The following is a 19910-nucleotide window of genomic DNA, read 5'->3' on the forward strand; positions in this document are numbered from 1 at the left end:
GTATAATAGTCCATCGCCTTAGCATAGTCTCTAGGGACACTTTGGCCTTGTACATAGATATCCCCGAGTCTTTCGTAGGCCACACCATCCCCCATCTCTCCGGCTTTCTTGTAATAGCTAAGGGCTTGGGTGTAATCTTTGGGTACACCTTTGCCACTATAGTAGATGTCTCCCAAGTGGACATACCCATCAGGACTTTCCATCTGCCCTGCTTTTTTGTAATAATCTAAGGCTTCTTGGTAATCTTGTTGCATCCCTCTCCCGCTATAGTACATCGCTCCTAGTTTATAATAGCTCAAAGCACTCCCCATTTCTCCGGCTTTCTTGTAATACTCAAAAGCTTTACTATAGTCTTTAGAAACACCCTTACCATTATAGTAGAGGTCTCCTAAGTGGGCATACCCATCAGCATTTCCCATCTTGCCAGCCTTCTTGTAGTATTCCAAAGCCTGTTGGTAATCTTGATGTACCCCCTTACCACTATAATACATCAATCCTAGATTGTTATAAGCCTTAGCATCCCCCATCCCTGCCGCTTTTTGATAATAGTCAAAAGCCTTAGTGTAGTTTCTAGGCATACCACGCCCTTCAAAATACATCAACCCCAATTTATTATAAGCCTCAGCACTCCCCTGTTCTGCAGCTTTTTGATAGTAGTCTATGGCTTTTTTGTAGTCTCTAGGAACACCCTTGCCTTCTGCATACATATCCCCTAGTTTTTCATAGGAGGCGTGATCACCCTTTTGGCCTGTCTTTTTATAATAATCCTCGATTTTCTGTTTCCAGTCTTTGGGCACTCCTTGCCCCTGACTTTCCATTTTGTTTAAATACGCATACGCCTTAGAATTACCCATCATCGCTGCTTTTTGGAAGAGGTCTACAGCTTTCTTATATTGTTTCTTATCATAAGCTTGTGCACCTGCATCAAAATATTGTTTAGCTTGGAGCTCCTGTTTATTTTGCTGCTTATGCTGATCTGCTTTATTTTCCTTTGCCTGCAACCATCCCGCAGAACACAAAACACACGCCACCAAAGCAACACTAGAGATACGATTCAAACCCATTACTGCCATTTGCTTCCCTATATTTTCAAAATCTACCCCCTATTATAGCCTATTTCCCTACTAAAAACACTATTAGATAATAATAATTTGTTTATCAAAAAGAGATACTTGTTTCTAAGATCTGTGGTTATAGCGTTAGATTAAGAGAGAAAAGACAGATGAGAAATATCCACACCAAAACCCCCTCCCTATCCTTTATCTAAAAACTCAAAGTCTGCTCAGTGTGTTTGTAAATAAATAAGAAATTTGAAGGCCTGTTGTAAACTACCACTCATGGGGCGGAGTCTTAATATGTCCACCAAAGATCGGTCAAACAAATTATTATTATCTAATAGTGTTTTTAGTAGGGAAATAGGCTATAATAGGGGGTAGATTTTGAAAATATAGGGAAGCAAATGGCAGTAATGGGTTTGAATCGTATCTCTAGTGTTGCTTTGGTGGCGTGTGTTTTGTGTTCTGCGGGATGGTTGCAGGCAAAGGAAAATAAAGCAGATCAGCATAAGCAGCAAAATAAACAGGAGCTCCAAGCTAAACAATATTTTGATGCAGGTGCACAAGCTTATGATAAGAAACAATATAAGAAAGCTGTAGACCTCTTCCAAAAAGCAGCGATGATGGGTAATTCTAAGGCGTATGCGTATTTAGAAGGGATGAGAGAGCTTGGCTTAGGCGCATTTAAAAAAGGATTTGAGGCAAAAGATTCAGATACGCAAAAAGGTAAAAATGGGGTGGCCCAGGCTTATTATAACTTTGGACTTCTCTACTACAATGGTCAGGGTGTGTACAAGAACTACGCCAAGGCTTTTCAGTATTTTCAAGCGGCTGGATGGAATGGCAGTGCCCAGGGATTTACTCGCTTAGGAGACCTCTACTACAATGGTCAGGGTGTATCTCAAGATTATCAACAGGCCATACAATATTACAATAGAGCAGGAGCGATGGGAGATGGGGTTGCCTATAGAACTTTGGGGGACATGTACTACAATGGTCAAGGTGTGCCTAAGGATGAAGAACAAGGCATCTCTTACTATACCAAAGCGGCTAAAGAAGGAGATGTTTCTAGTTATTATAACTTAGGGCTCATCTACCAAAAGGGTCAGGGAGTACCTAAGGATTACATGGAGGCTTTGAGATTTTACCAAAAAGCAAGTGAAATGGGTAGTGCCCAAGGATTCACTCGCTTAGGAGACCTCTACTACAATGGTCAGGGTGTACCCAGAGATTATGCAAAGGCTTTTGACTATTACCAAAAAGCCGCAGAAAAAGGAAGTGCTGAAGCTTATAACAAACTAGGGTTGATGTACTATGGCGGTAGGGGGGTACAACGGGATTATCAGCAAGCTTTAGAGTATTATACAAAGGCTACCAAGATGGGGAGTGCTGATGGCTACACGAGTTTAGGGACTTTTTATTATGATGGTCAGGGAGCATCTAGAGATTACAAAAAAGCTTTAGAGTATTACCAAAAAGCAAGTGAAATGGGTAGTGCCCAAGGATTCACTCGCTTAGGAGACCTCTACTACAATGGTCAGGGTGTATCTCAAGATTATCAACAGGCCATACAATATTACAATAGAGCAGGAGCGATGGGAGATGGGGTTGCCTATAGAACTTTGGGGGACATGTATTACAATGGTCAAGGTGTGCCTCAAGATTATGCAAAGGCCATTGATTACTATAAAAAAGCAGCCGAGAATGGGGATAGTGTAGCTTACAGAGTTTTAGGGGATATGTATGCAGATGGCAATAAACAAGCTCAGGTTGATATGAGTAGCATAGATGCCCAAGAGAACAAAGAGCAAGCTAAATCTGCAGAGGAAGCTAAGAGTGTACAAGCAGATAATAACTCAGATACGAAGCAAGGTGATTATGTTGCGACACAGAATCAAGACGCTTTGAAAGATAAGAACCAGGAAAAGTCGGAAAAGGAGAGTGCGCAACATTACTATAGTCTAGGCGTGATGTATCGCAATGGTCAGGGTGTGCCCAGAGATTACAAAAAAGCGTTTGCCTATTATCAAAAAGCTGGAGAGATGGGGGATGCAAAGGGCCTATAATAATCTAGGGACTATGTACTACAATGGTCAAGGTGTGCCTCAAGATTATGCAAAGGCCATTGATTATTATAAAAAAGCAGCCGAAGAGGGAAGTGCTGTGAGTTACTATAGTCTAGGCGTGATGTATCGCAATGGTCAGGGTGTGCCCAGAGATTACAAAAAAGCGTTTGCCTATTATCAAAAAGCTGGAGAGATGGGGGATGCAAGGGCCTACCGCATCCTAGGAGATATGTACATCAGCGGGGGTTCGCCTGTAGAAGGAGGTTTGCCCAAAGATGATAGAAAAGCCGCTGAATACTATCAAAAAGCTGGAGAGATGGGAGAGTCTAGTGCTTACGCTATGTTAGGAGATATGTATCAAGATGGTCAGGGTGTGCCCAGAGACCTTGATAAAGCAAAGGAATACTACAAGAAAGCCTGTGAAATGGGCTATCAAGATACCTGCTCTTCAGGTTCTGAATTTTAAACTCCAATGAGCGCATAAGTGCGCTCATGAACTCTTGTTTCTTTCGTATCTTCTTTTCACTCTTGAGGACTAGAGGGGAACTCAGGATTTGCCTACGATATAATTTTAAGTGCTAAGTTTTTCCTAGTCTTCCTATTTGCTTTTTCCAATAGTAGGTTTGCTACAACTTCCCACAAAAAAGAGCAAGAACGAAAAACAGGAAAAAATAGCTTCTTTGCAAATCTTTCAGAAAGATAGACTCCACAATTAAAAAACATATTTAATCCTATTTAAAATAATATTAATTTTATTTAACATTATTTAGAATAATGTTTATTTATTTTTAATCATTTTTAAAAAAATAATAAATTTATTTAACAATGTTTGAAATAATGTTTAATTGATTTAATAGTGTTTTAAATGGTGTTTAATGTTTTTTAAAAGGATTGAACTTGGCTAGTGGTTTTTGTGTATTAAATTTTTTAGCACATAGCGTTTCACAAAAAATCCCACACTATCTGCTTCTTGATCAGCCAAATTTTTGAGAGTCGTGTATTGTGCGTGTTAAGTAGAGAGAAGGATTGTTTTTTGCTAAAATTAACAAAGAAAATCCCAGAATGAAAACCTCTTAACTTCTAAGGAGTCTTATGCAAAAAAGAACAAAAAGAATTTTATTAGCATTGGCAGGATTTCTTATGCTCTCAGGTTGTGCTATAGACACTGGAGCAAAATCCGTAAACAACCAAGCCAAAAACTATGCAACAGCCGATGGAAAAACAAAAAACTCTGCTCCTCTAAACTTTAACTACCCCATTGAGATTAAACAAGAGAATCTTAACAACCATACCATTGCTATTTTAGACCCACATATTCAAGCGGGCGAAAATGTCCAGCCCTATATTGAGCAGTTTCAACGCGCTTTAGTCAAGCAAGTGCAAGAGATTTTTCAAAAAAAAGGTTACAATATTATTCATCTTGCATCTGCAAAAGATTTGACGCCTGAGCAAAAAAACAACATATACTCTATTCTAAAAATCGGGGGGTGGGTAGATATATTAGAGGATGCAGATATTAACACAGATAACCCAGAGGACACCAATATGAAAACAACGGTAGATCAAAGTGCTGGAGCTATTTTGTTTAAATTCTTTGAACCAAAGACAGGACGAACTACCCACAACTTTGCCATCAATGTAGGCGCAGAACATGCAATCACTTATTCCTATTTCCCCTATCTCCAACGAGCGACGAACTCAGATAGTTTTGCCGGCGCAAACTCAATTAGCCGCGGTGCAACAAGTTTAGATAGTTTTGATGAAGCAGACTCAGTTAATCGCAATGAAATAGACAAAAACCATGATGATGCAATTCATACAATTTTGAGTAAGGCATATGGGGTTGTGATACAAAAACTGGTTTCTTGGGTCAAAAATGCCAATTTAAAACAATATAGAAAGGCCATTGATCAGATTAGGAAATAATTTCCCTATTCTTAAGACTCAAGTGATTTAAAGACAAGCTTGTTTTTCGGTTAACTTTGCTTTATTCCTTTGTGGCTACAGTTAAGTAGAGAAATTTGTTATCAAGGATTGGGGGTCTAAAATAGAGCAACCTAATTCTATTGCCGAGTACTTTATAGGGTTTGTTGTAGATGTTATTTTATTCTTGTTTGCTGGATTTTAACATTATGACCTATGCAAAACTTATGTACCAGAATACTGGTAGGAGAAAGAGATAGAGCAGGATAGAAAACAGGAAAGAAGAACAGGCATAGCCATGCCACAAAACAACTAACAATTAGGTTAATACTCAGATGAATCGTTGCCTAGCACGCGTCTTTGGTAAAATTTGAGGTTTTTCCATGTTATGTAATAGTGCGTATGGGTGTGATCTCCCGGCATGTGGAGATAAAGGCAAAAAACTCTATAGAAAAAGATGAGGGATTTGCTGATAAACATAGCATTCACAGATTTAAGGAATTGAGACAGATAGGGCAGTGACACTCAATGGACACACTAAGAGTGTGCTTCAGCAACAAAATGAATGATATACTATCTTGCTCTTTTTCTTGCTTCCTTTTTTGGCCCGTTGTTTTTGGGCTTTGATAATGGAGTCTTAAAAGCAATTTTGGGCATGGTATTTTAGATTCCGTATTATCACACCATTACCTAGAACGCATTCATGGATTGTTAGAATTGATACATGCGCACGCGTTGTGCAAAGCCCTAAAAGAGGTCAATATGTCTTTCACCACCATGTTTATCCAAACCCTCAAAACACGCGACTCTACTACCTTCCTACTGTGTTGAGATTGTGGGCTTTGGCGCGTTTACGGACTATTTAGAAAAAATTCTAGCCCTCATGCGTTTTGATCTTACGCACATGCTTTACTTGGATATTTGTGCCACTGCTCCTAAGTGTTTTCAAACGAGGTGGAGCGGAATAGCGACTATAGGATAGCAGGCTTTGCTCACCTATTGAACAAAAAATATATAAGAAAGCCAAAGAGAGAATAAGGCGATGAGGAAGAAAAGGAGAAAACTCCAAACCTCCCCATAAATGACCCTTGTTTTTTTGGGATACTCTACCAATATTTAAACTGTTTGCGAAAAGCCCTTGAAAATGGGATGGGTATGTGTGCCATTAAAACCCTGTTGATCCAAACCACCAACCCTCTGTACTTTTCTATGCAAATGCATGCAATGCCACAAAGTCATTTGGTTGGAGACACATAAAAAAAGATGTGCTCCAACTTGACTAGAAATTTTTGACAAAGGTGCAAGTGGAATGGGAAACGGGGCGATTGACATAGAAGTTATGGTCAAATAGCGTAGAAGTTACCTACAATGTTGCGGACTTGGCGGGTATGACCGAACGCATAAAAACACAAAGGCGCGACCTCCCAAAGAGGAATATTTTGGGGTTTAAGTATACAATACTATGTTCATTAAATGCCTATATAAGAGGTGGTACGCTGGAACTAGAAAAGTTGTTTTTTAGGATTTGGAGGATAGTAGTCATTCAAATTCACTCCTGAGCAAAGATTACAAATCGCAAGCACCTCAAGAAATCAATTCCATATAGATAAAGGGATGTGAAAAAGTTTTAAACGCATTTAAGTTACCCTCTTTGCTATTTAGATTTTGAAAACATGCAATCTGATACATAAAGAGTTTTTAGCCAAATGTAGCATCGATGGGCGTTTGGTTTTAGCCAAGCAATGGTAAAAGGCATTCTTGAGGATGCTTGTATCTTGGCTTACAATGCCAACTTTGAAAAAACCAGATTGCAAGAATTGGCAGGTTTGTTGGCAGACACACGCTATAAATTCTCTAGCCTTTTTTAGCAGCAACACTACTATGGTCCAAAATGGGGGTAGTCTTCCATAAAAGCATCTTGTCTCTCTTGTGCCAAACTTTGAAACTACCTACAGAGATCTGGAGTTGGTGCGTAATGGAGACGATGGTAACCTTATGTTAAATACCCCCTATATGACACAAGAGAAGCGAGAAAACTAAAAAGCTCTTTTGGAGTATTGCAAGTTAGACACTTTGGCAATAGTAGAGGTATTAGCGGTGTTAAGGGGGCATAAAAGTCTATAATTTAATGATGGCATTGATGAGGATAGCTTAGTGCAAGCTCTTATACCAATCCCATAACACCTGCGTTCATTTGTTCGCTTTGTTTCTTGAGGCATTTAGCTTGGATTGGCTCAATAATCTCTTGAGTGCGTTTTTTGCAACATGGCTTTACTTGCTTTAATTAATTCTTGGGCATGTTGTATGTAGTGTAGCGGTAAATATGAAGCCTTTAGTCTTTCTAGCATAGCCACATGCGTGGTTAGGCAACAATTCTAGTTTTTTTAAGCCCATGTCTAGCTCACTATCCATGTTTTCAAATGACATGGGAATATTTTCTAAATCGCCTTGTTCTATTTTTCTATTTGCCCTAAATACCACCATGTGTTATTCTCAAAGATAGGCGTTGGTGTGGCAAATGTGTTGTTTTTGTTGTCTACAAGCACACTGTAATTGCTTAAGTGATGATCGGTAAAAACCAAACATTAAAATTAGAATGTTCTCTATAAACACCTTCTCTACCGCTTGGATTAACATATCTATACATGCCCGAAGATTTTTTTTTAACTTTTTGCAAAGTGAGCAGTCTTGATCTATAGCATTTCTTCTAGGCACTGGCAATGGCTACATATCGTCGCCTGTTTGCATGTCTGTGCTCACTAATCTCGGCTGACTCGCCTCGTTTCATATTCATAAATTCTGATGTTCATATCTGCAACTCACTAAGTGCCTTGCAGTTTTTGTCAAACTTACATCATAAGTTATCATCCGTTTCTCTGTCTGGAATTATTCATCCTAGGTGGGTGTGATAGTTGTAAGTAATTTCACCCCATCTAAATGTGAGATTACCCTCATTTCTACATATTGAATTTGATAGTTTGCCAACCACTAGCCAAGTTCAATCCTTTTAAAAAACATTAAACACCATTTAAAACACTATTAAATCAATTAAACATTATTTCAAACATTGTTAAATAAATTTATTATTTTTTTAAAAATGATTAAAAATAAATAAACATTATTCTAAATAATGTTAAATAAAATTAATATTATTTTAAATAGGATTAAATATGTTTTTTAATTGTGGAGTCTTTCTAGGTGAACTTGATCTGCAAATACACAAAAATAGGAAAAGATAACAATACTCAAAGCGTTAAAATTAGACTCTTCAAACCTCTGTCGCCTACAATCTGTAGTGTTAAATCTCCCCAAACTAAAATCAAGCCAATAAGCACTCAATCTTATTTGCAGGCTAGGTATAAGTGGCTGAACAAACAAAAATTGAAAAAAGCTTAATAACCCTGTAACTTAAGCTGAAATTAATAAGAGAAGTTTCAAAATGCCATTTCATTTTGGTTTTCCATTTTTTTTATTTTTAATCTTTTTGAAGGAGTTTTAACTATGAAAAAAACAATGAAAGGCCTTTTACTAGCAACAGGTGTATCGCTTGCAATCGCAGCTTGCGCTACAGATACTGGTGCCAATTCTGCTAACAAAGCTAAAGGGCCTGCAGACAAGCAGATGGCAAGCTCTGTCCCCCTTAACTTCGATTATCCCATCGATATTGCTCAAGAGACCTCTAATGGCCACACTATTGGTATTTTAGCTCCGCATATACAGGTGAGCGAAAATCTCCAGTCTTATGCACAGCAATTCCAAGAAGCTTTGGTCAAACAGATTCAGGATATCTTTCAAAAAAGAGGATATCAGGTCGTGCGCTTTACAGAGGCGCAGGCCCTCACTCCTGAGCAAAAACATAAAATATGGGCTGTTTTGGATATGAGAGGGTGGATGGGAATTTTAGAAGACATCAAGATGAACACCAATGCCCCTGAAGAGAGCAACACAGATACAATGGTGGATCAAAGTTCTGGATCGGTATGGTTTAAATTCTTTGAACCAGAAACTGGTCGTGTAATCCACAATTTCGCTGTAGAAGTGGGCACGGAAAAAGCAATTACACATACCTACACCTACAAAGCCACCAACTCGGGCGGATTTGCTGGGTCAGGTGCGACTAGCCATACTGAACTAGACAAAAACCGCGGGGATGCGATCCACAAAATTCTCAACAAAATGTATATTGTCGTGATGAAAAAATTGGTCTCTGAGCTCACCGATACTAATATCAACCGCTACAGAAAGGCAATCGAGAAGATTAAAAGCAAGTAAGTAGACTTGAGGGGGAAGTGGAGGGTGCAAATAAACTAAACTGGGGGCATACCAAAGCCCCACATAAAAGCAACTCCAAGCGCACTAGGGCCCGTTAGACGCTTACACTAAGACAACGCGTCCATCTGCGCTTTTATATCCTCGCCATGCTTAACCCAACTCTCTAGCACTTCGCTACGCATCTTTAAAGATTCCAACTTAGGTTCCAGCTTGACAATCTCTTGTTGGAGATTTTCACAAGTCTTAAGACCTTGTGCATACCACTGCTCAATAATTCCAAATACTTCTTCTTTGATTGTATTCAGCTTTAATGTTAAATCCTTTTTAAACACTTCCAATTCACTTTTTGCACGCTCTTGTGCAAGCAACGCAACAAATTCTAGTATAATAGTGAGCGCAGCTAGAACTCCGCTTGCCCCCTTAATAAAATTTGTAGCTTTTGATCCCAGATTAAAAACTCCCACTAAAGTTTCCGTAAAACTTGCAAACAACCCAGCAAATGCAGCACTTCCAAAAACATTTTTAAGCATGTTCAAAATTTTCTCAAACTCCGAGTTGTCCCAACTAAAGTGTGTCCAAGAGCTTCCAGTCCACTCCTTTTGAAACCTGTTGTCAACTTCTTCAAGACTGATATGTACAAGTTCTACAGCTTGTTTAAATGCCTCTTCAATGACCCCATTAAGTTCTCTGCCCTCTTCTCCGATCCATCTTTCTAGAAATTCTTTCATATTGTTAAGTCCCGCCTCCTCAAGATTTTCCAACAAACGCGCAAAATGATCGGCAAAATGTGCCTGCAGGTCCTCTTTAATCACACCTACACTGCACTCAAACTTCTCTAGTTCTGAAGACATGCGCTGATGCGCCTCCTGCAAGCCACTAAACTCCTTTTGAAGATCTTCTATGGCGACTCTACCCTTTTTTAAGCAAGGGTGCAAAAGATCGACGAGCACACTCTTTTGGGATTGCTGAATCAAACCATCGACCTCACCATTGGCTTTAATTGTCGCATCGGTCGCTTCTTGCAATAAGGCAATGTGTGAATAACGGCGGAATTCCTCAAGATTTTCAAGCCAGTACTCTATACCTTTATCAAAGGGATTTGCTGCCACTGCCACAATGCACAACGCCTTCGCTTGCGCCTCGTCTAAACCGATCGCACGCTGTAGTCCTCTGCGTACATCCTTTTGTTTGGCCTCTAAATAATATTGGTAATCCCTCTCATCTGTTATATCCGCCACTTCATCAAATCTACTTAGCACAAACACACTTCTAGGCAAGAGTTCAAGTTCTTTAAATAACCAATACAATTCCTCTTTGTGGCTCTTGCGAATAGGATGGTTTGAATCCATTATATACAACACTAAATGCGCCTCACTCACATATTTCTGGGTGATATCCTTATATTTTTGTGTATTGTGGGTGTCCCCATCGCATTTTTCCTTAAAACCAAAGAGTCCGGGCGTGTCCACCAACTCAACGCATCCATCCACATCATAATGTTCAACTTCACTAGAAGATTCTTCATGGGCAATTTTCATGCGGGATTTATCTAAGTTTTCTAGCCAAGCTGCTGCAATAGAAGTCTTGCCCTCAGAAAACCCCCCAACAAGCACGACTTTTAGTTTCTCCTGCGTTTTAATAACATGGACTATCTTCTCTTCGTAATTCACGCCCTCTGCAATCATCCTTAATTCTGCACCTTTTTGCATAAACCCTTTGAGCAATTCTAAAACCTGCCTCCTTTGCTGGAGTTTCTCTAATGTCCGCATCACTTCTCTCCTTTCAACTGGAGTTCCCCAGCCTGTTTGCCCAAAATCAACGCAAGCTCGTGCAAACGCGCGCCAACTACCTCTCTTTGCTTTAAATTGCCCTCTAAAACATGAATAATCTCTTCTATAACGTTTTCTAGTTTGTGCTGGACTTTCTCAAGCAATATTTTAATTTGATCTTCCATATAGCTGATGTTTTCATCTAGCTTCTTATCAAAAGCCTTGCGTTGCTCTCTTTTCTTAAAATCGCTATCAAAAAACTTACGCACAGCACTGAAAACTAAAAGCACGGCAGCACCTATCAAGCCATCCAGCCGGATTCCAAAAATTAAGCAAATCAAAAGCCAGCAAACCAGCAAGTCCAGCTCCAGCACCTCCTAGTTTCCACCAATCAATCCCACTATCTGTTTCAAATTTCCCACCACTATAGTAGCCAAAATTCACATCCGCATTTTCAATTGCTTCCGCCTTAAAGTTGAACTCTTGCATCACCGCTTCCACTTCTTTTTTGAATGTTTCAGAGCGCATCTCAATCTTTTCTTTAGACGACTCAGCAAACACTTCGCGTTGCTTGGCTAAAACTGCATTAACTTTCTTTTCTACATCACCATCGCTTTTATCCAGTCTAATGTAGTCATATACAGCGTCTTCACTTGCATCTTTAAAGTGTTTTAGAGCTTTGCCCATCTCTTGTTTTAAAAACACACATGTTTTTCTAGGCAATAATTTGAGTTCAGCAATGCTTGATTGGGCTTGTTTGTTAAGTTGCCCATTCTTTTGTGCTATCTCTTGGGCATTCTGATAGAGACTCTCAGCACAATCCATCAAGGCCTGAGAGGTTTTATAACATTTATCTTTGTAGATGATCTCTGCTTGCGTGCTTACAATTTCCTTGAGCAATGCATACAAGTCATGCAAGCCGCTCCATTTTAAGAGTTCCTCAGTTGTGTATTGCTCTAAGAATTTTTTCTTTGCACGCAAAAAGCTTTGTTGTTGGGGATCTTCATGATTAAAATATTCTGCCAAAGCTAAAAACCCTACATGAGCACACACACCCTGATGACCCTGATAACAAGAGCCTAACACCTCTTGCATTTTAGCATCTGCCTCTTTTAGAGCATGCCCTTCTTTATGAATCAAGGCTTCTTGCAAAGAATCAGGAGTCCTAACGCGTTTATTAAAGAAAAAGTAAATCCGACTTTGATCGCTTAAGTATTGCTTGATCTTTTCTAGTGTGCCTTCTTGTGGAGGGGTGGGCTTATCAGAGATATAGAAAACAACATGGGTGTTTGCAAATGCCTGCTCAATCTGAGATTTAAACTTTGCTTCATCCCCTTCGATCCCGGGCATGTCTAGGAGGGTGAAAGTGCCCCCCCCCCCCCGCAAAAGCAAAATGATAGGGAGTTACTTCCTGCGTGAAATCATCGCTAGGATTGATGATTGCCCCATCAACCAAATTCTCAATCTGTTTCTCAGATGCATCGATCTGTTGCGCCTGTTTGAACAATTGCCTTTGTTTGCACTTACTTTCTTCTTTGAAAAAGAGGCGCAGAGTTTCAATAAGTGTGGATTTACCCATATTAGTTTGACCAAAAAAAGCGATCACTATCTCCACAGCATCTTCTTGCTCCAAACGCGCTAAATATTTTAAACTTTCAGTTCTTTTTGCCTCAAAACTCACACGCTTTTTCTCTAACCATCTTCCAAAAACGGCATGATTCTCTTGCTCGCTAAATATCTTCGAAATCTCTTCTAACACCATTCCTATAGAATCCATAAGTCACACCTCCACACTTTTTAGCTTCTTTAAGCTCTCACATCCTGAATAATTTCCTTGACCGTAACATATACACCATATCCTAATAACCAAAGAGTAAACAACAATCAAAGATTCTCTGCTCATAGGCATTCAAGAAAGAAATATTCATGCTAACTCATCATTGTCAGATTCTGCGATTATATCACATCTTAAACACCCAATAAAGCGGGCTTTAAAGCAAGTTGCGCCATAAATGCGCATACTACTAGGAGGTTTCCCATGTTGCATGCCAAAAGCCACCACCAAAGAGATGAGGAAAAATTCGTGTTTAAGGCAGACACTTCCTCTACACCTATTTTTGGGAGCGCGGAGAGCGATGTTTTATTGCCCCGCGAGAGGATTGGGCAAAAGATGATGGACCCGCGCATCGCCTACCAACTGGTCAGCGATGAAATGATGCATGATGGCAATCCGCGCTACAATCTGTGCACCTTTGTGCAAACCTATATGGAAGAAGAAGCCCAAAAAATCATGCGCGATTCGATGGCCACAAACGCTATTGACAAATCCGAATACCCCCAAACTACCGAGATTGAAAAACGCTGTGTGAATATCATCGCTAATTTATGGAATGTGAACCATGAGGAAGACTTTATGGGCACTTCCACGGTGGGTTCCTCAGAGGCATGCATGCTAGGTGGGATGGCGATGAAATTCCGCTGGCGCAAACGCGCCCAGAGCTTAGGGCTAGACATGGGCAAAAAACCCAATTTGATTGTGAGCTCTGGTTATCAAGTGGTGTGGGAAAAATTCTGTGTCTACTGGGATATTGAGTTGCGCGAAGTGCCTATGAGCGATCTAAACAATCTCACTTTAGACCCACACAAGGCGATTGCCCTTTGTGATGCGTACACCATTGGGATCGTGCCCATTATGGGGATCACCTATACGGGTGGGTTTGATGACATTGTCACCTTGGATAGGCTTTTGAGCGCATATAACCAGAGCGCAAAAATAAGTGTGCCCATCCATGTAGATGCTGCCTCTGGGGGGCTCTATTTGCCCTTTATGAATCCTGATCTCAAATGGGATTTTCGTCTTAAAAATGTAGTTTCTATCTCCACTTCTGGGCATAAATACGGTTTGATTTATCCGGGCATTGGCTGGGTGATGTGGCGAGATAAAGAATTTTTACCCGAAGAGCTTATTTTTAAAGTGGCGTATTTGGGAGATTTTGAACCCACTTTTCAGATCAATTTTTCCCGCTCAGGTTCGCAGATTTGGGCGCAGTATTATTGCTTTGTGCGTTGGGGCTTTGAGGGCTACAAGGCTGTGCACGCTAAAACCCGTGATGTGGGTCTTTTTTTAGCGCGAGGGATTAAGTCCTTGGGGCTTTTTGAAATGATCAATGAGGGGGAAAATATCCCCATTGTCTGCTGGAGTATGAGTGCGCGGGCGGACAAGAAATGGGACCTCTACGATCTGGCCGATCGTCTACGCTTTAATGGCTGGCAAGTGCCTGCCTACCCTCTTCCTGCTAAATTTCAAAATGTCTCCGTGATGCGCATTGTGGTCAGAGCCGATCAGAGCATGGAGCAGATGTCCTTGTTTTTAAAAGATTTAAAACATGCCATTAAAGAGCTTGATAACATCCAGTTTGAACGCCCCAAATCCCAAACCACCCCTGTAGGCTATACACATTAAAAAAACTTGAGCGGAGTGTTAGGATTAGTGAAGTCCGTTAATGGTATGCAACCCATCCAAGAAAATCATAAAGTTTTAGTTAAATACTACAGAGATGCCCAAATGTTTGAAGAGAGATATATCACTGTGCCCAATAAAGAAGCTTTGTTAGAGCAAATAGCTCAATCAGGTTATCAAAATAGAACTGTAACCACAACAAACATTAGAACTAGACTCTGGGAATAACTTAATAGAATACATTGGCAGAAATCTCCACTTAAACACTAATAACATCCTCTTCAATCTTAAAATCAAAAATATCTCTACGCTAGAGAATGGGTAAAGCCAAGTAAAGGTCAGAGACATAGGTAAACTCTACAAGAACACCAAACATTTTGAGAATTGGCTTAAAAAGTGTGGGTAGTGACAAGATTTTGCTCAATACCCTTTAATCTGCATCAAAGAAACATCATAGCACTGGCACTGAGCAATCTTATAGAAAATACTCAAAGAATATTTTCATCTAGATACATTAAGTAGCTTTACATTTACTTGATTTTGCCTATTCTATAAGTGGCTTAGCATTCTTATCAGGAGTTGATCTTGTACTTACTGAATAATCTCAAACTACGCAGCAAGATGATTATCATTATTTCTATCCCAATGGTCGCTCTTTTGGCGTTCATGTTTTGGCAATTGCATGAAACCTACCACGCCCTCGCACGCAATAAAGATTTAGCTAGTCAAATTGAGGTGTCTAAATACCTCTCTGCGTTAGTGCATGAAATGCAAAAAGAGCGGGGTATGAGCGCGGGCTACCTTACTAGCAATGGGGTGCAATTTGCTAAAGAGTTGCACCAACAAAGGCAGGATACTAATACCAAATTAGAACAATTAAAGAATTTCTTAGCCTCCACATCCCACCTAGATGCGCACTATGTGCAGATTGTACAAGAGGGAATTGACCTTTTAGTCAAATTACCTCAAATGCGCGCGGCAATGGAGGGGCAGGATAAGAAGGCGTTAGTGGGCAAGATCATCACTTATTACACCCATGTAATCACAATCTTTTTAGATAGTGTTTTAGAATCTATTAAGATTATCCACAACCCTACAATCTCTAATGCTGTCATGGGCTATATTAGCTTTTTATATGTCAAAGAAATGGCAGGCTTGGAGCGCGCTACGGTAAATCGTATTTTTATCAAAAACGCCCCAGCTGACCCTCAATACGCGACTTTTATCTCCCTTGTAGCAAAACAAGAGGTTTTTGATAAATATTTTTTCTCCTTTGGGGATTCTAAGAGTGTCAACCTTTATAGTGAGGTCGCTAAAGATGCTAGTTTTAAAGAAGTTGTAGCCATGCGTCAAACCCTCAAAGACAAATACTTTGAAGGAGGTTTTGGGGTGAATCCCACCCATTGGTTTAGTACAATCACCAAAAAGATTGACTTACTTAAAAATGTAGAGGATGGCATTGGAAATAATCTCACCCAATTAGCTCAAGCTCAGATTAGCAAGAACACTCAGTATTTTGCTTTCTTGGCCATCTGTGAAGCCTTGTTGGTCTTGATCACCTTTATCCTCTCTTTCTTAATAGTGCGCAATATTTCCCATCGCCTCCAAAAGGTTAATAAGGCTTTGACCCATATTATCCATAACAAGACTTTTACAGACACGATTCACATTGTCGCCCACGATGAAATTGGCTTGATGACAGATTCGGTAAATGTGTTTATTGAATATATACGCGACACCTTGCAACGCATTTTAAAAGAGGTGCAGAATAATACTGCGATCTCTCAATCTCTAAACACCACCTCCACAGAGCTAGACTCCAATTCAAAGCATATTGAGGAGATCAGTCATAACAACACGGATTTAAGCCGCTCAAGCCGCCAAATCTTGGATGAAAGTGTGCGCGTGTCCACCTCCACGAAAGAGCTCTTAGAAGGCGTGCTTAAAAATGTCATCGAGGCAAAAACGGCAGTTGAAGTGATCAACGCACATGTCCAGCGCAACATGGCCCATGAAGAGGAGAATGTGCAACAAATGCAAGCCCTCTCTACAGAGGCACAAAACATCCAAAGCGTGTTAGACTCCATTACCGATATTGCCGATCAAACTAATCTACTTGCCTTGAATGCCGCCATAGAAGCAGCGCGCGCGGGCGAACATGGGCGTGGATTTGCAGTTGTAGCTGATGAAGTGCGCAAACTAGCTGAACACACCCAAAAAAATATCATCCAAAGTACTTCCATTGTGAAATACATTTTAGAATCCATTGCCAAAATCAACAAGGAAAGACAGGATAATCTGATTCTGATGCAAAATCTAGCCGAGCGTTCCGCCCAAATGCAAGAGCATGTTAGCCATCTTTCTAATACTATTGTTAGCGTGGTGGATCAATCGTTGGTGAATTTGAACAATATCCATGAGATCAACCAACACACTGTGAGTGTTTTAGAAAATGGAGATAAAATTGCTCTTTGCGTACAAGATTTGCTTAAAATCAATGATTCTATGCAAAAATCTTCTCATGAGCTTCAAACACAAACCGCTGAGCTCAACGACTTTTTAAGCGTATTCAGGGTTTAAGGGTGTTGCTAGCCTAGCTCCGTGGTATCATTGTTTTATAAAAAAATATCACATGAAGTTTTAAACGCTTCCACAATAGCAGTGGAGATTCTAGATCGTAACTCCAAAATTTCGCATGAATTGGCAACATGGCACACATAGAGGTGTATTTCCTCTTTTCTAGCATGGCAAATACTCTAGGATCGGTCTTTTCTATATGTTGCGGGTCATAGGAAGAATATTTTCTTTTCTTCTCTAATTATTGACACATCTCCTCTCTGCAGAGTCTAGAGTATTCAATAGCTATTCCTTCAGCGATACGCTTCGCACTAAGCAGATTGAATTTAAAATCAAGCAAAAACTCTACACTATCCCACCGACATGAATGCCAAGTCGCACAAGATGATTGTAGTTAACAAACAAGCCTGTATAAATATGGTGCTTGGGCACAAAGATAACACGCCGCTCTTCCATTATTCTTAAGACTTTCCAAGCTAACATCTTCAAATAGGGTTAAATGCAAGAAGGAAATACCAATCACATCCTCCACATAAATGTTTCTATCTTTAGAAAAACTTTCACACGAGCTCCCACTTGTACATCCTCTAAGATTGCCTTGATAGTGATCCATTCTCGAATCATAGGCATAGCACACAAATTGGCTAAATTTAGCACCACACTTATAACTTGGTGTTGCTCAAAACAAAATACGGATGAGACACCAAAGGGCAAAAAAACATAAAAGAATAAAAACAATATCCAAACAACGAGGGTAAACTTTATTGATCTTGTAAACACATACTTCTTATTGGTGCTCGCATTGCGCGCATTCAAAGACTTCGCCCCTCCACTGCAATAAGGCGGATCAATCAAAACACAATCAATGGAGTTTTCAGGCAAGCCCTGCATAAACTCTAAAGCATCAGCATGAAAAACTTGGTTAAGGTAGGAGGAGAGCATCAAGGCAACCCATGCGTTTTTTGCAAAATCTCTTTAGCCAGTTCTGCATAGGCTAGAAACTCGCCTATCTGCATATGCATGACCTCTTGGTATCCAAAATGTAGGGCATAACCCAAGAGGGCTACGCCCCTTCTAAGTTTTTTTCATCTGCGCCCCTAAACCTAGAGACCACTTTGGCCAAACGCTCAAACTCCTCTAAAGGCAAAGAGTTTAAAAAACGCTCGTCTAATTCCCCCATTGTGCAGTCAATGAGCAAGCTTTTCACTTGAGCGATGTCATCTCCAGCCTTCATGGCCTTTTGTAGCTGAAACAAGGTAGGCTCTGCGACTTCTACACTTTGCCCATCTCTGAATGTGAATGTCTCTTTGTTAAGAAGTATGGGAGTTAATGGCATGTTCTATCCTTGTGTTGTGCTCAAAATTTTCAATTTGCGCCTTAAAAAGCTGATGAGAAATTGCGCCTCTTCTGCTTGGGCATGCAAAAAACGCGCAATTTCCTCAGAGCTAGACTCTGTGCTCAATTCCTCAATCTTGTTAGCTCCACGCCCCCACCCTAAAGGCACTCTTAGGATTAATTCCTTTTCAAACTCGGCTATCTCTTGTTGGCTAGCGATTAGATGGAACAGAGTGCGCACACACTCCAAACACTTAGGAAACTCTTTAGCCAAAAAGCGCATGTGGTGCACTACGCAGGCCATGTGCCATTCTGTGCTATGCTCCTGCTTTCCCTGCATTAATGGAAAGGCTACAGCAGAGGGGGTTTTGCTCATCTTTGTCTCAATGCTCATGTCCTACCGCCCTAAGTGATGTTGTTGCGGATGTTTGCAAACTGGTCTTCGCCCGCGTATTTGAGCGTAGAGGTGAAGGTGTCATAATTAATGACATCTTCTACCCCTAGCCTGTAAGCAAATTTGAGCACGCTCATCTCTAGGCTTAGCTCTAATTCCTTACCCATCTCAAACTTAGGCGGTTCTGCGCTCTTGATAGCCCCCTCTAGGGTAACATGCACAGGAGTGTCTGTAGGCGCGCCTGTATCGCTGCTACTGCTCACATTGCTCTTAATGACGATTTTTTGCATTGTGCCTTTTTTGAGCAAAGAGAAAAAGGCCTTATCTAATGCCTGAAAGGACACTTTGGCACTCAAAGGCTTGAGAGTGGGCAGAACATACTCCCGCTTGCCAATGCTAGCATTGGCCTCTATAGTCTCATGTTCTATCTTTGGAGGCTCGAAATCTTTGAGCGCGCCTGCATAGCCTAATCCATCAATAAACACATTCCCGCCGCTAAAGGCTTGCGGATCTATTCTATTCATTGCTAGCTCCTCCTGTGATGGTTTTGATTAACTCTGTGCCATAGCTACTCACGCGATAAATCTTATTGACAATGCGCGACACTAAAGGCATTTCTTGGACTTCTTGGCGCACATAGAGCACGCCCTCCATGATGGTGTCATTCGTGTTTAAGTCCGCTGGTAGGCTGATGTTATAACCCACCACAACATTATTAGCGACTAAACGCCGATAGAAGGCATCTAGGCTATCAGTAACTTCTTTGAGCGCATCGTTAAGTTGTAAGTCAATCACGCGTTTTTGAGCTAGCAGAATGCTCTCAATGATGGTATCAAAGATGACGATTGTGTGCAAACTCTCAATGCCTAAATCTTTGTCGCGGGTATTGCGCCCCCATGCACGGATACCACTGTCCACAAAACACACAGACACGCCCTTATCGCGCAATCTGTCCGCTTCGCAGTCTTGCCCTAGCACATACTCAATCGTGTCTACAATGCCAATGACTCCATCAATGGTGCGGTTAGAATAGCTCTTAGCAAAACCAAATTCCCCCTC

16 protein-coding genes and 2 pseudogenes are annotated in these 19910 nt (G+C 40.5%); 7 read left to right on the top strand and 11 right to left on the bottom strand.

Annotated elements, in window-relative coordinates:
* The coding region (locus C6H00_RS04590; RefSeq protein ID WP_199769185.1) for an SEL1-like repeat protein at positions 1-1073 on the bottom strand (1073 nt) is incomplete at its 3' end.
* Positions 1074-1459: 386 nt separating this feature from the next.
* Between C6H00_RS04590 and C6H00_RS08800 the strand changes: the two genes are divergently transcribed.
* Both C6H00_RS08800 and C6H00_RS08805 read left to right on the top strand, forming a co-directional pair.
* Positions 1460-3121 (top strand): tetratricopeptide repeat protein, encoded by a 1662-nt coding sequence (locus C6H00_RS08800; protein WP_233704419.1) that lies wholly within the window; start codon positions 1460-1462, stop codon positions 3119-3121.
* Complete coding sequence (locus C6H00_RS08805) at positions 3105-3587, top strand: tetratricopeptide repeat protein (RefSeq protein WP_233704420.1); 483 nt, start codon at positions 3105-3107, stop codon at positions 3585-3587. The genes C6H00_RS08800 and C6H00_RS08805 overlap by 17 nt, the downstream gene beginning before the upstream one ends.
* A 435-nt stretch (positions 3588-4022) precedes the next feature.
* On the opposite strand, the pseudogene C6H00_RS08975 reads toward C6H00_RS08805, so the two are convergent.
* Positions 4023-4112: pseudogene (locus C6H00_RS08975) on the bottom strand (ribbon-helix-helix domain-containing protein); the annotation flags it as partial.
* A gap of 101 nt (positions 4113-4213) precedes the next feature.
* Between C6H00_RS08975 and C6H00_RS04635 the strand changes: the two are divergent.
* The 3 genes from C6H00_RS04635 to C6H00_RS04650 all read left to right on the top strand — a co-directional run bounded on the left by C6H00_RS04635 (position 4214) and on the right by C6H00_RS04650 (position 9316).
* Positions 4214-5047, top strand: a complete 834-nt coding sequence (locus C6H00_RS04635; protein ID WP_104749853.1) for an HpaA family protein — start codon at positions 4214-4216, stop codon at positions 5045-5047.
* Positions 5048-6786: 1739 nt separating this feature from the next.
* Positions 6787-6912, top strand: coding sequence for a DUF2779 domain-containing protein (locus C6H00_RS04645; protein WP_104749855.1), 126 nt, complete (start codon positions 6787-6789; stop codon positions 6910-6912).
* Positions 6913-8545: 1633 nt separating this feature from the next.
* The gene (locus tag C6H00_RS04650; protein ID WP_104749856.1) at positions 8546-9316 is read left to right on the top strand and encodes an HpaA family protein; all 771 of its coding nucleotides are present in this window, start codon (positions 8546-8548) and stop codon (positions 9314-9316) included.
* 107 nt (positions 9317-9423) lie between these two features.
* Here C6H00_RS04650 and C6H00_RS04655 read toward each other — a convergent pair whose 3' ends face one another.
* From C6H00_RS04655 to C6H00_RS04665, 4 genes are read right to left on the bottom strand one after another with little or no spacing between them, the layout of a single operon-like run.
* Positions 9424-11085, bottom strand: a complete 1662-nt coding sequence (locus C6H00_RS04655; RefSeq protein ID WP_104749857.1) for a LeoA/HP0731 family dynamin-like GTPase — start codon at positions 11083-11085, stop codon at positions 9424-9426.
* A complete protein-coding gene (locus C6H00_RS08810) occupies positions 11085-11375 on the bottom strand; it encodes a hypothetical protein (protein ID WP_233704421.1) in 291 nt (96 codons plus the stop codon). The genes C6H00_RS04655 and C6H00_RS08810 overlap by 1 nt, the downstream gene beginning before the upstream one ends.
* Positions 11347-12435 carry a hypothetical protein gene (locus C6H00_RS04660; protein WP_233704422.1) on the bottom strand — a complete coding sequence of 363 codons (1089 nt, stop codon included), beginning with the start codon at positions 12433-12435 and terminating at the stop codon, positions 11347-11349. Before C6H00_RS04660 ends, C6H00_RS08810 begins: the two co-directional genes overlap by 29 nt.
* Positions 12413-12862 (bottom strand): hypothetical protein, encoded by a 450-nt coding sequence (locus C6H00_RS04665; protein WP_104749858.1) that lies wholly within the window; start codon positions 12860-12862, stop codon positions 12413-12415. The genes C6H00_RS04660 and C6H00_RS04665 overlap by 23 nt, the downstream gene beginning before the upstream one ends.
* A gap of 261 nt (positions 12863-13123) precedes the next feature.
* On the opposite strand from C6H00_RS04665, the gene C6H00_RS04670 reads away from it, so the two are divergent.
* Together C6H00_RS04670 and C6H00_RS04680 are read left to right on the top strand one after the other, a co-directional pair.
* Positions 13124-14548, top strand: coding sequence for a glutamate decarboxylase (locus tag C6H00_RS04670; RefSeq protein ID WP_104749859.1), 1425 nt, complete (start codon positions 13124-13126; stop codon positions 14546-14548).
* A 618-nt stretch (positions 14549-15166) separates the two neighbouring features.
* Positions 15167-17125, top strand: coding sequence for a methyl-accepting chemotaxis protein (locus C6H00_RS04680; protein ID WP_233704423.1), 1959 nt, complete (start codon positions 15167-15169; stop codon positions 17123-17125).
* 516 nt (positions 17126-17641) lie between these two features.
* Here C6H00_RS04680 and C6H00_RS08815 read toward each other — a convergent pair.
* From C6H00_RS08815 to C6H00_RS04705, 5 genes and pseudogenes are all read right to left on the bottom strand, one after another.
* Entirely contained in the window at positions 17642-18064 is a 423-nt protein-coding gene (locus tag C6H00_RS08815) for a hypothetical protein (RefSeq protein WP_233704424.1), read from the bottom strand.
* Between the two features lie 121 nt (positions 18065-18185).
* The gene (locus C6H00_RS04690) at positions 18186-18458 is read right to left on the bottom strand and encodes a hypothetical protein (RefSeq protein ID WP_104749861.1); all 273 of its coding nucleotides are present in this window, start codon (positions 18456-18458) and stop codon (positions 18186-18188) included.
* Between the two features lie 3 nt (positions 18459-18461).
* Positions 18462-18851, bottom strand: a complete 390-nt coding sequence (locus C6H00_RS04695) for a hypothetical protein (RefSeq protein ID WP_104749862.1) — start codon at positions 18849-18851, stop codon at positions 18462-18464.
* Between the two features lie 11 nt (positions 18852-18862).
* Positions 18863-19375, bottom strand: coding sequence for a phage major tail tube protein (locus tag C6H00_RS04700; protein WP_104749863.1), 513 nt, complete (start codon positions 19373-19375; stop codon positions 18863-18865).
* Positions 19368-19910 (bottom strand): annotated as a pseudogene (locus C6H00_RS04705) (phage tail protein); the annotation flags it as partial. The gene C6H00_RS04700 and the pseudogene C6H00_RS04705, both read right to left, overlap by 8 nt.

Origin of the sequence: Helicobacter cynogastricus, assembly GCF_900197855.1 — a bacterium.
GTDB classification, from domain to species: domain Bacteria; phylum Campylobacterota; class Campylobacteria; order Campylobacterales; family Helicobacteraceae; genus Helicobacter; species Helicobacter cynogastricus.

Coding starts and splice junctions, on each gene's coding strand:
- C6H00_RS04635 (WP_104749853.1), top strand. CDS start 4,214: ATGCAAAAAAGAACAAAAAGAATTTTATTAGCATTGGCAGGATTTCTT.
- C6H00_RS04655 (WP_104749857.1), bottom strand. CDS start 11,085: ATGCGGACATTAGAGAAACTCCAGCAAAGGAGGCAGGTTTTAGAATTG.
- C6H00_RS04700 (WP_104749863.1), bottom strand. CDS start 19,375: ATGAATAGAATAGATCCGCAAGCCTTTAGCGGCGGGAATGTGTTTATT.
- C6H00_RS04695 (WP_104749862.1), bottom strand. CDS start 18,851: ATGAGCATTGAGACAAAGATGAGCAAAACCCCCTCTGCTGTAGCCTTT.
- C6H00_RS04660 (WP_233704422.1), bottom strand. CDS start 12,435: ATGCCCGGGATCGAAGGGGATGAAGCAAAGTTTAAATCTCAGATTGAG.
- C6H00_RS08805 (WP_233704420.1), top strand. CDS start 3,105: ATGCAAAGGGCCTATAATAATCTAGGGACTATGTACTACAATGGTCAA.
- C6H00_RS04670 (WP_104749859.1), top strand. CDS start 13,124: ATGTTGCATGCCAAAAGCCACCACCAAAGAGATGAGGAAAAATTCGTG.
- C6H00_RS04680 (WP_233704423.1), top strand. CDS start 15,167: ATGATTATCATTATTTCTATCCCAATGGTCGCTCTTTTGGCGTTCATG.
- C6H00_RS08800 (WP_233704419.1), top strand. CDS start 1,460: ATGGCAGTAATGGGTTTGAATCGTATCTCTAGTGTTGCTTTGGTGGCG.
- C6H00_RS08815 (WP_233704424.1), bottom strand. CDS start 18,064: ATGCTCTCCTCCTACCTTAACCAAGTTTTTCATGCTGATGCTTTAGAG.
- C6H00_RS04690 (WP_104749861.1), bottom strand. CDS start 18,458: ATGCCATTAACTCCCATACTTCTTAACAAAGAGACATTCACATTCAGA.
- C6H00_RS04665 (WP_104749858.1), bottom strand. CDS start 12,862: ATGGATTCTATAGGAATGGTGTTAGAAGAGATTTCGAAGATATTTAGC.
- C6H00_RS04645 (WP_104749855.1), top strand. CDS start 6,787: ATGGTAAAAGGCATTCTTGAGGATGCTTGTATCTTGGCTTACAATGCC.
- C6H00_RS04650 (WP_104749856.1), top strand. CDS start 8,546: ATGAAAAAAACAATGAAAGGCCTTTTACTAGCAACAGGTGTATCGCTT.